This is a genomic window from Campylobacter upsaliensis, assembly GCF_900637395.1.
In the GTDB taxonomy this organism is placed as follows: Bacteria; Campylobacterota; Campylobacteria; order Campylobacterales; family Campylobacteraceae; genus Campylobacter_D; species Campylobacter_D upsaliensis.
Genome location: NZ_LR134372.1, coordinates 1,502,709 through 1,517,881, shown reverse-complemented (window position 1 = coordinate 1,517,881; position 15,173 = coordinate 1,502,709). Strand labels below are relative to the sequence as shown.

Genomic DNA, 15,173 nt, shown 5'->3' with positions numbered 1-15,173 from the left:
GAAACATTGATGACACAAAAAGATTTATTTTACATTTCCCGCAAGAATTACAAGGAAATTTATGCTTTATCTTGCGATGATTATGCTGGAGCTTTGTTAGCTTGTGAGGAGGGCAATTATGAAAAAGCACAAGTAATTTTAGAAGATATGAAAGAGCAAAGTTCTTATGTTTTACTTCTATTATTACGCGTATATGGCAATCTTCAAGATGCTACCCCCCCCCCAGAAAAAATACAAAATATTGTTGATAAACTTTTAACAAGAGAGCACGATTATACTTTTACTTTCGAGCTAACTCTTATTCTTGTGTCTTATAGTTTTTATGATGAAGCTGAAATTTTATTTGAAAAACTTTTAAAACAAGAGCCTTATTCTAAAGAACTTTGGCTTAATTACGCTCTTGCGCACAAATATACCAATGATGAAAAATCCCTTGCCATAGTGGAGAAAGCTTATCATCATTTTTTAGAATATAAACAAGAATTAGAGAAGGAAAAAAATCCAAGCAAGGAAAAAGAAGAATTGCTTAATGCACTTGATGATTTTCTTTATATGCGTTTGGTTGTTGAATTGGCATATTTAAATTTTAGACTTTATCGCTATGATAATGCTCTTAATGTATTTAAAAAAGTAGAAAATTATAATGCTAAAAATCCTCAATTTTTCCTCTTTTATGCTTTAACTTTAGAATATACAGGCTATTATGATAAGGCTTATAAATGCTATAAAAGAGCTATTTCTTTGAATGCTGATATATATACTAGTTTTGAATTTTCTAAATTTTGTTTGCGTTTGGGACGCTTTGAAGAGGGCTTTTTATATTATGAAACACGCTTACACGCAGCTTCTAAATTCACTTTTTCTCAAAGGCATTATGATGCTGCTTATGCGGCTTTTTATGAAAATAAAAATTTTTTACACGGCAAAAAAGTGCTTGTGTATTGCGAGCAAGGTTATGGAGATACAATAATGTTTTCTCGCATTTTACGCAGTCTTTCTAAGGTGGCAAAGGAAGTGATTTTTTGCCCTCAAAGTGCGTTATTTAGTCTTTTTAATACACATATTCAAACGCTTCAAAAACAAAATAAAATTCAAAGTAATCTTAAAGTATTCGCACAAATTCCGCAAGATTTTGATTATGCGGTGCCGATTTGCTCCCTTTATTTTTTCTTAGGTGTTTATAATGCGAAAACCATAGCAAAATTACCCTCGCCTCTCATTAGCGTGGAGAAAAAGACACGGATGCAAAGAGCGAAGGTAGGAATTTGCTTTCGCACAAGCACTATTCCCCATACACAAAGTTTATTTTATCGCAATATTGATTTGGAATTTTTACTTGAGGCTTTTGATGGACTTGATGTGGAGCTTGTGAATTTCACTCTTTATCAAAAAGGCGAATTAGAACTTCCTGCTAATATTAAAGATGTATCTTTTGAGCTTAATGATTGGTTAGCTACAAGCGAGGCTTTGCGTGAGGTGGATTTGCTTGTAAGCATTGATAGTGCGATAGCACATTTGAGTTTAGCTTTAGGAATTCCCACTTTAGTGCTTTTGGGAGACCGCTTTGATTGGCGTTGGGGGAAAATTGAAAGCCCTAAAAGCATTTTTTGGCAGAAAGCGCATTTTTGTAGGGTTAATCAAGAAGGACCTAGCGGCATTAAAAAGCAAATTTGTAAGATTTTAAATTACAAAGTCCCTTAAAAGCTCTTCTAGCTTATAAATTCCGCGATGTTCTTGGCTTAGGAGGTGGATTAAAATATCACCCAAATCAATCACGCTCCATTGCTCACTGCTTTCTATGTTTAAAAATTCCTCCCCTTTGGCTTTCAGTTTAGTTTTAAGTTCATCGATTAAAGAAAGGGCGTGTCTTTCGCCCAAAGTCGTAGCGATGATGACAAAGCTTACAAAATACTCTCCCCCTCTCATATCAAAAATTTCAATATCTTCAGCCTTTTTTTCATCTAAAATTTGTGTGATTGCGGTGATTCTTTCTTGCATTTTCGTCCTTTATTTTAAAATTATAGCTGTTTTTGGTAGTATTTTTTCACCTCTTCTTGAATTTCATCACTTACTTTATCTAAATTTAAATGCTTTCTTATAAAAGATGAGGAGATATTAATGTGCGTATTTAAATCTTTAAAATTCTTTGGAATTACTATTTTATCACGCTTTGCTATAACAAATTCTACCTTTTTTTTAAGCTCTTCAAAAGAGTGCCAAGAAGATAAAGTTTGAAGATGATCAGCTCCCACTAAAAGATAAAATTTGCTAGGCTTATAAATTTGATAAAGAAAATTAACACTCTCTATACTCGGCACGGGACGATTTTGCTTGATTTCAAAATCACAAATTTCGACTTTTTCTAATTTCCCCCAAAGTTTTTTAACCCACTCTAACCTTTTTTGTGCAGGAACACTCACACTTTCTTTAAAGGGGCTAATGAAAGCTGGCATAATGATGAGTTTGTCGATTTCTAGTGTATTTAAAGCCTCTTTTATAACGCTTTCGTGTCCTTGATGTGGTGGGTCGAAACTCCCTCCAAAAAGTGCGATTTTCATTTAAATTTTTTAACCTTTTTTTTGTAGAATTCTAGCATTTTATTTTGCAAAAGGAAATTAAATGGCTATAAAAGTTGCGATTAATGGTTTTGGGCGTATAGGGCGATGTGTAGCGAGAATCATCACAAAGCGTGATGATTTAGAGCTTGTAGCTATCAATGATACGACAGAGCTTGAACTGACAAAATACCTCTTAAAATATGACTCTGTTCACGGCGAATTTGATGCGAGCGTGGAGCTTGAAAATGGCGATTTACTCATTAATAGCAAAAAAGTTAAAATGTTTCATACGCGTGATATTAATGAGCTTGACTTTGCAAAATATGGCGCAGAGCTCGTTTTTGAATGCACAGGTGCGCATTTAACGCAAGAAAAATGTCAAGCCTTTTTAAATAAGGGCATTAAAAAGGTGCTAATGTCCGCTCCCGCAAAGGATAATACCCCAACCTTTGTAATGGGTGTGAATTCTCATCTTTACAAAGGCGAGGCTATTATTTCTAACGCTTCTTGCACGACTAATTGCTTAGGTCCTGTTTGTAGAGTTTTACAAGATAATTTTGGCATAGAAAAAGGCTTAATGACGACTATACACGCTTATACAAATGGGCAAAGCATTATCGATGCTAAGGCTAAGGATAAACGCCGTAGCCGAGCTGCTGCACAAAATATTATCCCAACTTCAACAGGAGCGGCAAAAGCTATGAAGCTTGTAATGCCAGAGCTTGATGGCAAACTTCACGGACAAAGTATGCGTGTGCCTGTGATTGATGTTTCAAGCGTGGATTTAACCGCACTTTTAAGCAAAAAAGTAAGTAAAGAAGAGCTCAATGAAGCCTTTAGAAAGGCAAGCAAGACAAATTTAAAAGGAATTTTAGCCGTTGATGATGAAGAAAGAGTTTCGAGCGATTTCATCACATCGCCTTTTGGTGCTGTGGTGGCAAGTGATTTAACTCAAGTGATTAGCGAGGATTTTGTTAAAATTGTCGCTTGGTATGACAATGAATGGGGCTATTCTAGTCGCCTTGTCGATATGGCTGTTTATGTAATGGGAGCTTAAGATGAAGAGCGAAATTATCTCCATTAAAGATATAGACTTAGCTAAAAAAAAGGTTTTTATAAGATGTGATTTTAATGTCCCTCAAGATGATTTTTTAAATATCACAGATGATAGACGCATAAGATCGGCTATCCCTACGATAAGATATTGTTTAGATAATGGTTGTAGCGTGATTTTAGCCTCTCATCTTGGACGCCCAAAAGAAATTAGTTCAAAATACTCCCTAGAACCTGTAGCAAAGAGACTTTCAAGACTTATGAGTAAAGAAGTGCTTTTAGCTAAAGATGTCATTGGTGAAGACGCAAAGAAAAAGGCGGAAAATTTAGAGGCAGGTGAAATTTTAATGCTTGAGAATTTGCGTTTTGAAAAGGGCGAAACGAAAAACGATGAAAATTTAGCTAAAGAACTTGCCTCTATGGCGGAAATTTATATTAACGACGCCTTTGGCGTGTGTCATAGAGCGCATGCGAGTGTGGAGGCGATTACAAGATTTTTTGATGTGAAAGCAGCAGGCTTTTTGTTACAAAAAGAGATTAAATTCGCTGATAATCTTTTACGCCACCCCGCTCGTCCTTTTGTCGCAGTAGTAGGCGGCTCAAAAGTAAGCGGAAAGCTACAAGCCCTTATCAATCTCCTGCCAAAAGTCGATAAACTCATCATAGGCGGAGGTATGGCTTTCACCTTTTTAAAAGCTTTAGGCTATGATATAGGAAATTCACTTTTAGAAGAAGAATTACTCGAAGATGCAAGGGCGATTATGAAAAAGGGTAAAGAACTTGGTGTGAAAATTTACCTACCAGTTGATGTGGCTGTGGCAAGGACTTGTTCGAGCGAAGCTTTTATGTCTTATGTGCCAACGCAAGAAATTCCAAGTGGCTTTATGGGACTTGACATAGGACCTGCTAGTGGGAAACTTTTTAGAGAAGCTTTAGCCGATGCACAAACGATCTGGTGGAATGGACCTATGGGCGTTTTTGAGATAGAAAAATTTGCTAAAGGTTCTTTAAAAATGGCACATTTCATAGGCGATAGCCACGCTACGACCATCATAGGAGGAGGTGATACGGCTGATGTAGTCGCAAGAAGTGGCGAGGCTGATGAGATGACCTTTATTTCCACAGGAGGTGGGGCAAGTTTAGAGCTAATCGAGGGTAAAGAACTTCCGGGCGTGAAACCTTTACGAGGTGAGTGATGATTTACGCAGCGAATTTAAAATGCAATCACACAAGAGCCTCTTTTGAGCTTTATCTTAAGGCTTTAAATGAGGCTTTAAAAACACAAAATGAAAATGTTTTTGTCTTTCCTCCTAGCGTAGCCTTTTCACAAAAAGAAAGTTTTTTCACGCAAGGGACGCAAAATTTCTACCCTTGCGTTAATGGTGCTTTTACAGGGGAGCTAGGCAAGGAACATTTAGATGAATTTGGTATCAAATGCGTCTTAATAGGACATAGTGAGCGTAGAATTTTTGAAAATGAAGCTTTGATAAAGGCGAAATTTGACTTTGCCAAAGAGCAAGGATGGCAAATTTTTCTTTGCATAGGAGAGGATTTAAAAACAAAGCAAGAGGGCAAAACAAAAGATTTTTTAAAAAAACAGCTTGAAAATTTGGACTTAAATTATGAAAAACTCATCATTGCTTATGAGCCGATTTATTCCATAGGCACAGGTATAAGTGCTAAAAATGAAGACATAGAAGCCATTTTGGCATTTTTACGCACACTTACAAAAGCGCCCTTACTTTATGGGGGAAGTGTTAATGAGACAAATATTAAAGAACTCACACAAATTAAGCATTGCGGAGGAGTTTTAGTAGGCTCTTATGCTTTAAAAGTAGAAAATTTCATCACATTAATAAAGGGGTCAAAATGATTATGCAAGGCAAAAAAGGCTTAATAGTCGGCGTAGCAAATAATAAATCCATAGCTTATGGCATAGCTAAGGCTTGTGCTATGCAAGGGGCGACTTTAGCTTTTACCTTTTTAAATGAAGCTTTGAAAAAACGCGTTGAGCCTATCGCTGCGGAATTTAACTCAAATGCAGTTTATGAACTTGATGTGAACAATGAAGAGCATTTAGACAAAATCGCCTCCTTGATTAAGAAAGATTTGGGTGAGATCGATTTTATCGTGCATGCTGTGGCTTTCGCACCTAAAGAAGCTTTAGAAAATTCCTTTTTACAAACAAGCAAAGAAGCTTTTGATATAGCGATGCAAACCTCCGTTTATTCTCTACTTTCACTCACAAGGGCTGCTTTACCCGTGCTAAAGAATAATGGCTCAATTTTAACCTTAAGCTATTTAGGTGGGGTGAAATATGTCCCGCATTATAATGTTATGGGCGTGGCTAAAGCGGCTTTGGAAAGCTCTGTGAGATATTTGGCTAGGGACTTAGGAGAGCGTGGAATTCGCGTTAATGCCATTTCCGCAGGTCCTATTAAAACTCTAGCGGCAAGTGGGATAGGCGATTTTAGAATGATTTTAAGATATAATGAAATCAACGCCCCCCTAAAACGCAATGTCAGCATAGAAGATGTAGGAAATTCAGCGATGTATTTATTAAGCGATTTAGCAAAAGGGGTTACGGGTGAAATTCACTATGTCGATGCGGGTTATAATATTATGGGTATGGGCGATGTAACCAAAGATGATGAGGGTCAAACCATACTTTGCTGGGATAAGCACAATGGACAATGACGCCCTTAAAGCGTGTTTAGAAAAACGCCTTGTAAATTTAAAAGGCAAAGAAAAAAGAATTGTTAATGAAGCAAGTGTGGCGACTATGCTTAAACATCTTGGTATCTCTAATGAGCTTTTAAGTCTTGCTTGTGAGTATTTTTCCCTAGCACCTAAGCTTAATGTCATTTGGCTTCATTTAGCAGAATGTACAGGTTGTAGTGAGAGCCTACTAAGAAGCGAAAAGCCTGATTTAGCCGAATTTATATTTGACTTTTTTTCTTTAAATTATCACGAAACCTTAATGAGTGCTAATGGCACTAAGGCTGAAGAATGCCTAGAAAAAGCAATGGAAGAGGAATTTGCTCTTATCGTTGAGGGGGCGGTCGCACCCATAGATACCTTTTATCTTAGCATAGGAGCAGAGGGTAAAAGTGGCTATGAGCTTTTGCAAAGTGTCGCAGATAAAGCTCAAATTATCTTCGCCGCTGGGACTTGTTCTTCTTATGGTGGGATACAAGCTGCTAAGCCTAATCCTACAAAAACTTGCGGAATTTCGCAGGTTTTAAGTCAAAAAGTCGTTCAAATTCCGGGCTGTCCGCCAAGTGATGTGAATATTATCGCTACTTTAGCTTTTTATGCTCTTTTTGGCACTTCTCCCGAGCTTGATGATAAAAATCGCCCTAAATGGTCGTATGGCAAGTGTTTGCACGATATGTGCGAAAGAAAGGCGAAATTTGAAAGTGGAATTTTTGCTCAAAATTTTGATGATGAGGCGGCTAAAAATGGAGCGTGCTTGTTTAAACTAGGCTGTAAGGGACCCTACACTTACAATAACTGCCCTAAAGTGAAATTTAATGCTAAAACTTCTTGGCCTGTGGCGGCAGGGCACGGATGCATCGCTTGTAGCGAAGAGAATTTTTGGGATGATTTTGGCTTTTATGAAAAACCTATGGCAAACGCCTTTGCCTATTCAAAAATCTTTAGAAAACAAGAATTTCTTTTAGAAAACAAAAATCTCAATTTAAACACTTTAAAAAATGATGTAAAAAACGATGAGCTAATTTTATATCTTAAAGAAACGATGCAAATTCTCATCAAAAAAGAAGAAGTTTTAGAGCTTTTAAAATTTAATTTTGAAGCAAATTTAAAATGTGCTTTAGCAAATTTGGCTAAAAATAAACTAGGACTTAATTTGCTTGAAAATTATAAAAAAAGCTTTCCTAAACAATACGCCTTCATCGAAGCAAATTTTGACGAAAATTCAAGACCTTCAAGTGATATTTGGGAATTTTTTGGCTTAAGTTATATTTTGGCTAAGGGAGAATTTTTAAAGGACAAAAGGCATTTTATTGAAGCGGCACAAAATTACGCTTTTAAGCACGCTAGCCCTTATGATTTTAAGTTAAGTGTTAAAGAAGATGGTGTAAAGCTTGATTTAAATAAATCCTTAAGAATGAGCCTGATTTATCTTTGTGGGGGGCTTGACTTTGAGGGGATAGCCTTTTCTCTACTTAATGCTTTGGCTAAAAGTTTGAAAGAAATTCATAAAAATTATGCAGATAAAAGACTGATTTTAAGTCTTGATGAAAGCTTAAATCAGCCTTTTTTACATCAAATTCTAAGTTAGCATTTTACTAAGATGAAGCCCTATGAAAGCCACGATATAAGCACTTATGCAAGTAAATAAAAAAAGATAAAGCATGTATTTAGCTTTACCACTTTCTTTTGCAAAAACTATGGTTGCCGCAAAACAAGGATTATAAATCATCACAAACAAAATATATGCCACCGCCGTGCTAAAAGGGATATTTGAAGCGAGGGTTTGTCTTAAATTTTCATCATTTTCGTCCAAATCCTCACCCAAAGCATAAAGCACCCCAAGCGTTGAAATCATCACTTCCTTAGCCGCTAAACCACTTAGCAAAGAAACGCTTAATTTCCAGTCAAGCTCAAGTGGAGCAAAAATAGGCTCGATAGTCTTACCAAACTGCCCCAAGTAGCTGTTTTCGACCTGTAATTCTGCAGCTTTTTTCTCATCTTCTGGTGCATTTGTTTGAATAGGAAAATTACTTGCAAACCATATTAAAATGGAGGCTAATAATATAAAAGTACCCGCTTTCTTAAGATACATCTTAGCTTTATTAAGAGACATTTGCCATACCAAATTCCAATTTGGCATACGGTATTTTGGCATTTCCATAACAAAAGGCTCATCAATGCCCCTAAAAGCAGTCATTTTTAAAAATTTAGCCGCTAAAAGCCCCAAAAAAGCACCTAAAATATAAATTCCAAATAAATAATTTCCCGCTTGCTCACCCCCAAAAAAAGCACCGATAAAAAGCACATAAACGGGTAACCTAGCTCCACAACTCATAAAATTAATTACAAAAAGCGTAAGAAGTCTATCTCTTTTATTTTTAAGCGTTCTTGTAGCCATAAAGGCAGGCACAGAGCAACCAAAACCCGTAACAAGTGGAATAAAACTTTTTCCGTGTAAGCCAAATTTATACAAAATTCCATCAAGTAAAAACGCCACACGCGACATATAGCCCGTAGTTTCTAAAAGAGCAATGCCGAAAAATAAAATCAAAATATTAGGCAAAAATAAAATCACAGCCCCCACACCGCCTATAATCCCATCAGCTAAAACAGAGGCTAAAAGCTCGTTGGAAATGTATTCTTTACACAAATCCCCAAGCGCCCCAAAGCCCATTTCTATATAATCCATAGGAATAGCACCAAGCGTAAATGTAAGCTGAAAAAGCACCCACATTAAAAATAAAAAGATTGGCACTCCAAAATATTTATTAATCAAAAGAGCATCAAGACTTTTTGTGATGTTATTTGAAGTGGGCTCTTGCTTTGAAATTTGCTGAGAAAGCCCTGCACTAAAAGCGAGTAAATCCTCCTTAAAAATTTCATCAATATTTTGACTTTGATAACGCTCAAAAAGCCTATTTTGCGAATTTTTTACCACCTCTTGACAAACATTATTTTGAATTTTATTTTGAAGTAAGGACACGGCATAGGCTCTAGGATTTTCATTTAAATTAAGTTTTTCTATATCTTGCTGAATTTTAGCAAGTTCTTCTTCCAACTGCTCCCCATAAGGTCTCAAAAAGGGGGTAAAAGCGGCTTCGTGCGTTTGTATGATAAGCTCTAAAAGAGCGTTTAAATTTTCTTTCGTCCTAGAAGAAATGCTAATGCTAGGCGTTTTAATCAGCTCTTCAAGCTTCTTTACATCGATACTAAAGCCCTCTTTTTTGGCTTCATCGCTCATATTAAGAGCTAAAATCATCTTTTTTTGACACTCTAAAAGCTGAGTGCTTAAGATGAAATTGCGTTTTAAATTTGTGGAATCAAGTATATTAATGATAAGATCATAATTTTGCGTCTTAATATAATTTTGAGTAATTTTCTCTTCTTCAGAATAACCATCAAGCGCATAAGTCCCAGGTAAATCGATAAATTCAAGCGTATAATTTTTATAAACAATTTTCGCACTTGCCTTCTCCACTGTAACTCCCGGGAAATTTCCTACCTTTAAATTTGACTTGCAAAGTGCATTTATAAGAGAACTTTTTCCAACATTTGGCTGACCAACTAAAATGATGTTAATTTTTTTCATTTAAATTCTTTCTATTTTTATAAATTTAGCCTCATTAGCTCTTAAAATCACGCAGGAATTTTCAAGCTCAACTAAAATTGTCGCTTTTTTTAAGGAAGAATTGAGTTTTTTGATTTTTTTATTTTTTAAAAAACCAAAATTTAAAAGCCTATTTTTAAGTTCCAATGGAGCGTCAAAACCTATTATTAAAGCACTTTCTCCATCTTTTAAAGAATCCAGTGTCATAAAATCTCCTTAAAAAATATTGAAGGCGTATTATATTCTTTTAAAAATAAATTTGAGTTTAATTATCAAAATATTATATTTTAAAAATATCGTATCATTAATAAATTTCAATGCTTGACATAAAATTCTTTTTTTGGCATAATAACGACTTTAATTTTACGGGGTGTAGCGCAGTCTGGTTAGCGCACCTGGTTTGGGACCAGGGGGCCGAAAGTTCGAATCTTTTCACCCCGACCATCTTTTATAATTTATAAAAATGGTGAGTGTAGCTCAGTCGGTTAGAGCATCAGATTGTGGTCCTGAGGGTCGTGGGTTCGATTCCCATCACTCACCCCATCAGCGTCCGTAGCTCAATTGGATAGAGCGACAGACTTCGGATCTGTAGGTTATGGGTTCGATTCCTATCGGGCGCACCACCTTAGATATGCGTTCATAGCTCAGCTGGATAGAGCAACGGCCTTCTAAGCCGTAGGTCAGAGGTTCGAATCCTCTTGAGCGTACCATTTTTGCGGATGTGGTGAAATTGGCAGACACGCCAGACTTAGGATCTGGTGCAGCAATGCGTGAAGGTTCAAGTCCTTTCATCCGCACCACGCTGTCAACCTTCACTTTTATACTTTAACATTTATAAAACAACACATTTTTCCTAACTTAAAAAGAAATTTAGAATGCCATTTCAATACATATTAGAAAATGTTGGATAAAAAATGAGACTGATTAATATAATGAAACTCTATCTTTTAGGAAGTCAAAATTAGCTTAAATAATGATGTATGTGGTGACCCATACGAGACTCGAACTCGTGTTACCGCCGTGAAAGGGCGATGTCCTAACCGCTAGACGAATGGGCCAATACAAAATAAAAGAAATGTAATTATATATAAAAATACTTAATAAAACTTTAAATTTCAGTTTTTTTAAGCTATTTTAAAAGTGGAACTCTTTTTGCTTATTTGTGATTAAGTTGAAGATTAAAGGAGTAATCTATGAAATTCTTATTAAGTCTTTGTGCCTTTAGCGCAATGCTTTTTGCAGTGCCTATTAAGGAAGTAGCTAACACCGTGGGCGTTAGGGATAATCAGCTCATAGGATATGGTCTTGTTGTAGGACTTAATGGCAGTGGCGATGGCACAAGCTCTAAATTTACCTTACAATCCGTTTCAAATCTCTTGCAAGGTATGAATATTAAAGTCGATCCAGCCGACATCAAATCCAAAAATACCGCTGCAGTTATGGTTACAGCAAAACTTCCAGCCTTTGCAAAAAGTGGCGATAAGCTTGACATCACTGTTTCATCTTTAGGTGATGCGAAATCTTTACAAGGTGGCACACTTTTACTCACAGCTTTAAGAGGGATTGACGGAGAAATTTATGCCATAGCACAAGGCTCGCTTTCTACTGGAGGACTTACAGCTAGACCGGGTGGGGCAGGCTCACACTCCACAGCTGCAAGTGTGATGGGCGGAGCAAATGTTGAAAGAGAAATTCCGCAAAATTTTAATGAAAATACCGACTTAACCTTAAGTCTTAAAACGGCGGATTTTAAAACAGCTCACGATATAGAAAGAGTTTTAAATAGCGTTTTTGATGAAAGCGTGGCAAGGGCTATTGATTCCCGCACGATTAAGCTTAATAAGCCTGAAGAATTTAGTGCAGTGGAATTTATGGCTCGTGTTTTAGAGCAAGATATAGCCTATACTCCACAAAGTAAAGTTATCATCGATGAAAGAACAGGCACTGTGATAGCGGGCGTTGATGTGGAGGTTGAGCCTGTGCTAATCACGCATAAGGATATTACGATTAAAATCGACCCAAATAACCAAAACGCCGTAGCACAAAATGAAATCGATATGAAGGACGGAGGGGCTATTGATCCAGCTTCAAATACCCTTAGAATTTCAAATCCAAAAACAACGGTGGCAAATATCGCAAGAATGCTTAATAAATTAGGTGCTACGCCAAATGACATTATCGCCATAATGGAAAATTTAAAGCGCGCAGGTGCTATCAATGCGGACTTAGAGGTGATATAATGAAAGTGGATCATTTTTTAAGCACTTATAGTATGAGTTCAAATGTGCTTTTAGAAAAGGTGGCTAAAGGCTCAAATTCGCAAAAAGCGGACGAAAATTTTGCAGCTTATTTTAAAGAGCAAGACAATGAAGCTATCGCTAAAACAGATGAAGAGAAGGCTTTAAAAGAGCAAACAGATGCTTTTGAAGCTTTTTTAATTAAATCTGTTTTAGACATTTCTTTGAAAAATCAAAATTCACTTTTTGGTAAAGATGCAAGTAGCGAAATTTATTCTTCTATGTATAACGATACGATGAGTAAGGCTTTAAGTGGAGGAATGGGCTTTTCAAAATTATTATTTGATTTTTTAAAAGAGAGGGGTTAAGTTTTTATAATTTTAGTCGATATAGCTTGTAGAGGATTATAAATCAAGGAGGCAGAAATGATAAATCCTATACAACAAAGTTATGTCGCTAGTGCTTCTTTAAACAATACTAGCAAGGTCGAAAGAGAAGCAAAAACAGAGCAAAGTCAAAAGGTAGAAAACGATAGAGTTTCTAAAATAGCTGAGCAAATTAAAAATGGCACATATCAAGTTGATTTAAAAGCCACAGCAGCGGCGGTAGCAGACTCTTTAATCTAAATTTTTTCTCCTTTTTGACTAGGAAAGGAGAAAAAATGCTAAAAAAATGCTTAGATGAGGTTAATGCTATCTTAGCACAGATGATAGAATTAACCGAAGAGGATATTAAAGACATACAAGTTGCCAAGCACGACAAGGTCGCTCCTAGTGTCGAGGCTAAAAATGAACTCATTACCAAATTTGTAGCAGCTAAAAAAGAACTTGATGCAGCTTTAGTGGCTTTAAATAACAGCTCTACAAAGGGACTTAGCGAAATGCTTGACGATGAGGACAAGCAAAAGCTTGATCTACTTAAACAAAATCTTCAAACCTTACATACTAAAAATAAAGAATACGCCAAATATGTCTTCATAGTAAAAGATTTTTTAGACGGCTTGGTAAATACAATGTTTGACATCAATGGTGGAACAAATAATGCTTATGGAGATAAAGAGCATATCCCAGAAATTTTTAAAATGAAAGTGTAAAGGAGTGGTAAAATGGGTATCTTTGCGACCTTACATACAGGAGTTACAGGCTTAAAAGCGAGTGAAGTGCAAATCGCCACTACGGGTAATAATATCTCCAATGCCAATTCTACTTTTTATACTCGTCAAAGAGTTGTGCAAACGACAAATGGCTATATTACCACAGGCGGAGTGCAAGTTGGCACAGGAACGGCGATAGAAAGCATAGTGAGACTTCACGATGAACACGCTTATTTTAAGCTTAAAAATGCTAGCACTCAGCAAGAATACACAGGTTATTTAGGACAGGTTTTAGAAGAAATTTCGCAACGCTTTCCAGACCTTAAAAATACAGGGATTTTAAATAATTTAGAAAATTATAATAAGGCTTGGAACGATTTTGCATCTAATCCTAACGAAAACGCCACCAAAATAGCCCTTGTCAATGCGACTAAGACTTTAGCAGAAAGCGTTAATGAAGCACATAGCACACTTAAGAAAGTCCAGCAAAAGGTTAATGATGACATTAAATCCACCGTTGAGGAGATTAATCGCATCGGAGAGGAAATTGCTCACATTAATAAGCAAATTTATGGTGAGGAGGCTTTACCGACTGACCACGCGAACGAATTGAGAGATAGGCGTGATGAGCTTGAGCTTACACTTTCTAAACTTGTAAGTGCGGTAGCAAGTAAAAATGAAATTGTGCAAGATAATCGCTTTGAGCAGACTATAACCGACCCCGGACATCATTATAATCTTAGCATTGAGGGCTTTAGTATAGTTGATGGGGTGAATTTTCACCCCTTAAAGCTTGACTATGATGATAAAAATAAATCTTATAGTATTTATTATCAAACTCCAGATGAGAAAATTCACGACCTTACAGCTAAACTTAAGGGCGGTCAACTTGGAGCGCAGCTTGATTTAAGGGGGCGTGATTATGATAAGCTTGAGGGAGCTTATGATAATGGAATTTTGCAAGGTTATATCGACTCTTTAAATACCTTTTCAAAGACTTTAATAACCGAAACAAATAATCTTTACGCAGGTTCAGCTAAAAATTCGGCAACTTCGGATTATTTAGAGGGTTTAACGGGCGATGTGCCTTTAATGAATTACGATAGAACCATACAGGCGGGGACTTTTGATATTGTCATTTACGATGAAAAAGGTAATGAAAAGGTTAGAAAGAGCATTACCATCGATGTAACGACTACAATGAATGATTTAATGCGTCAAATCAAGGCTAACACAGATGATAATGGAAATAAAAATAACCAAGACGATGTCGATGATTTCATCAATGCGAGTTTTAGCTTCGATTCTAAAAGTAATAGCGGACTTTTTCAAATCAATGCCAAAAATGGCTTTAAAGTCTCTTTAGAGGATAAAGGCACAAATTTCGCTGGTGCTTTTAGTGTGGGGGGCTTTTTTAGCGGAAAAGATGCGAGTGATATTAGGGTTAAGGAAAGCCTTTTAAGCGACCCAAGCACGGTAAGAGCGAGTAAAAACGGCGTAGATAGTGGGAATGATATGGCAAATCAAATCATACAGCTTCAATATAACAAAGTTAGCTTTTACAATAAAGACGGCACGGTAGATGAGCTAACTATGGAGGAGTATTACCGCAAATTTACAGGTAAAATCGCAAGCGATGGGGAAAATAATAATGTGATTCATAAAAGTAACACAACCCTTTATAATTCTGTTTATGCCGAGTATCAAAGTAAAAGTGGGGTAAATACTAATGAGGAGTTAGCCGCACTTATCCAGTGGCAGTCAAGCTATGGTGCGGCGGCGAAAATCGTCTCCACAGTCGATCAAATGCTTGATACGCTACTAGGACTTAAATCTTAATTTAAAAATTTATATTATAATCCTTTCAATTTTTTTGAAAGGATTACTATGAAAAACTGCGAAAAATT

15 protein-coding genes and 6 tRNA genes are annotated in these 15,173 nt (G+C 36.3%); 16 read left to right on the top strand and 5 right to left on the bottom strand.

Translation table 11 applies throughout. The features are described from left to right. Positions 1-9: 9 nt before the first annotated feature. Positions 10-1,701, top strand: a complete 1,692-nt coding sequence (locus tag EL158_RS07645) for a tetratricopeptide repeat protein (protein ID WP_027304514.1) — start codon at positions 10-12, stop codon at positions 1,699-1,701. Here the strand turns inward: EL158_RS07645 and rsfS are convergent. Beyond that, positions 1,681-1,998 carry a ribosome silencing factor gene (gene rsfS / locus EL158_RS07640; protein WP_027304513.1) on the bottom strand — a complete coding sequence of 106 codons (318 nt, stop codon included), beginning with the start codon at positions 1,996-1,998 and terminating at the stop codon, positions 1,681-1,683. The two genes, EL158_RS07645 and rsfS, sit on opposite strands and share 21 nt — an antisense overlap. 20 nt (positions 1,999-2,018) lie before the next feature. Next, the gene (gene nadD / locus EL158_RS07635) at positions 2,019-2,558 is read right to left on the bottom strand and encodes a nicotinate (nicotinamide) nucleotide adenylyltransferase (RefSeq protein WP_027304512.1); all 540 of its coding nucleotides are present in this window, start codon (positions 2,556-2,558) and stop codon (positions 2,019-2,021) included. A gap of 61 nt (positions 2,559-2,619) precedes the next feature. On the opposite strand from nadD, the gene gap reads away from it, so the two are divergent. The 5 genes from gap to EL158_RS07610 are packed head-to-tail and all read left to right on the top strand — an operon-like array spanning position 2,620 to position 7,917. Then, positions 2,620-3,615: a type I glyceraldehyde-3-phosphate dehydrogenase gene (gap, locus tag EL158_RS07630; protein WP_027304511.1), complete on the top strand. Its 996-nt coding sequence runs from the start codon at positions 2,620-2,622 to the stop codon at positions 3,613-3,615. A gap of 1 nt (position 3,616) precedes the next feature. Further along, positions 3,617-4,807: a phosphoglycerate kinase gene (locus tag EL158_RS07625; RefSeq protein WP_027304510.1), complete on the top strand. Its 1,191-nt coding sequence runs from the start codon at positions 3,617-3,619 to the stop codon at positions 4,805-4,807. After that, positions 4,807-5,484, top strand: coding sequence for a triose-phosphate isomerase (locus EL158_RS07620; RefSeq protein ID WP_004277969.1), 678 nt, complete (start codon positions 4,807-4,809; stop codon positions 5,482-5,484). Before EL158_RS07625 ends, EL158_RS07620 begins: the two co-directional genes overlap by 1 nt. Then, entirely contained in the window at positions 5,481-6,308 is an 828-nt protein-coding gene (gene fabI, locus EL158_RS07615; protein WP_027304509.1) for an enoyl-ACP reductase FabI, read from the top strand. Before EL158_RS07620 ends, fabI begins: the two co-directional genes overlap by 4 nt. Then, a complete protein-coding gene (locus EL158_RS07610; protein ID WP_225532316.1) occupies positions 6,289-7,917 on the top strand; it encodes a hydrogenase small subunit in 1,629 nt (542 codons plus the stop codon). Before fabI ends, EL158_RS07610 begins: the two co-directional genes overlap by 20 nt. Here EL158_RS07610 and feoB read toward each other — a convergent pair. Beyond that, positions 7,909-9,918 carry a ferrous iron transport protein B gene (feoB, locus tag EL158_RS07605; protein WP_027304508.1) on the bottom strand — a complete coding sequence of 670 codons (2,010 nt, stop codon included), beginning with the start codon at positions 9,916-9,918 and terminating at the stop codon, positions 7,909-7,911. The genes EL158_RS07610 and feoB overlap by 9 nt on opposite strands. Beyond that, positions 9,919-10,143 carry a FeoA family protein gene (locus EL158_RS07600; RefSeq protein WP_004277973.1) on the bottom strand — a complete coding sequence of 75 codons (225 nt, stop codon included), beginning with the start codon at positions 10,141-10,143 and terminating at the stop codon, positions 9,919-9,921. Positions 10,144-10,302: 159 nt separating this feature from the next. Between EL158_RS07600 and EL158_RS07595 the strand changes: the two genes are divergently transcribed. The 5 genes from EL158_RS07595 (at position 10,303) to EL158_RS07575 (ending at position 10,736) form a co-directional block, all read left to right on the top strand. Then, a tRNA-Pro gene (locus EL158_RS07595) sits at positions 10,303-10,380 on the top strand. A gap of 22 nt (positions 10,381-10,402) precedes the next feature. Then, positions 10,403-10,479, top strand: a tRNA-His gene (locus EL158_RS07590). A gap of 3 nt (positions 10,480-10,482) precedes the next feature. Then, positions 10,483-10,559 (top strand) — tRNA-Arg (locus EL158_RS07585). A 10-nt stretch (positions 10,560-10,569) separates the two neighbouring features. Next, positions 10,570-10,646 (top strand) — tRNA-Arg (locus tag EL158_RS07580). A 5-nt stretch (positions 10,647-10,651) separates the two neighbouring features. Beyond that, positions 10,652-10,736 (top strand) — tRNA-Leu (locus EL158_RS07575). A 183-nt stretch (positions 10,737-10,919) separates the two neighbouring features. On the opposite strand, the gene EL158_RS07570 is transcribed toward EL158_RS07575, so the two are convergent. Further along, positions 10,920-10,994 (bottom strand) — tRNA-Glu (locus EL158_RS07570). Between the two features lie 135 nt (positions 10,995-11,129). On the opposite strand from EL158_RS07570, the gene EL158_RS07565 reads away from it, so the two are divergent. From EL158_RS07565 to flgK, 5 genes are read left to right on the top strand one after another with little or no spacing between them, the layout of a single operon-like run. Continuing rightward, positions 11,130-12,176, top strand: a complete 1,047-nt coding sequence (locus EL158_RS07565) for a flagellar basal body P-ring protein FlgI (protein WP_027304507.1) — start codon at positions 11,130-11,132, stop codon at positions 12,174-12,176. Further along, positions 12,176-12,541: a rod-binding protein gene (locus tag EL158_RS07560; protein WP_027304506.1), complete on the top strand. Its 366-nt coding sequence runs from the start codon at positions 12,176-12,178 to the stop codon at positions 12,539-12,541. The genes EL158_RS07565 and EL158_RS07560 overlap by 1 nt, the downstream gene beginning before the upstream one ends. Before the next feature lie 57 nt (positions 12,542-12,598). Beyond that, the gene (locus EL158_RS07555) at positions 12,599-12,799 is read left to right on the top strand and encodes a flagellar biosynthesis anti-sigma factor FlgM (protein ID WP_004277937.1); all 201 of its coding nucleotides are present in this window, start codon (positions 12,599-12,601) and stop codon (positions 12,797-12,799) included. A gap of 35 nt (positions 12,800-12,834) precedes the next feature. Next, entirely contained in the window at positions 12,835-13,266 is a 432-nt protein-coding gene (locus EL158_RS07550; protein ID WP_004275570.1) for a flagellar protein FlgN, read from the top strand. Between the two features lie 12 nt (positions 13,267-13,278). Continuing rightward, positions 13,279-15,105 carry a flagellar hook-associated protein FlgK gene (gene flgK / locus EL158_RS07545; protein WP_027304505.1) on the top strand — a complete coding sequence of 609 codons (1,827 nt, stop codon included), beginning with the start codon at positions 13,279-13,281 and terminating at the stop codon, positions 15,103-15,105. The last annotated feature ends 68 nt before the right edge of the window (positions 15,106-15,173 follow it).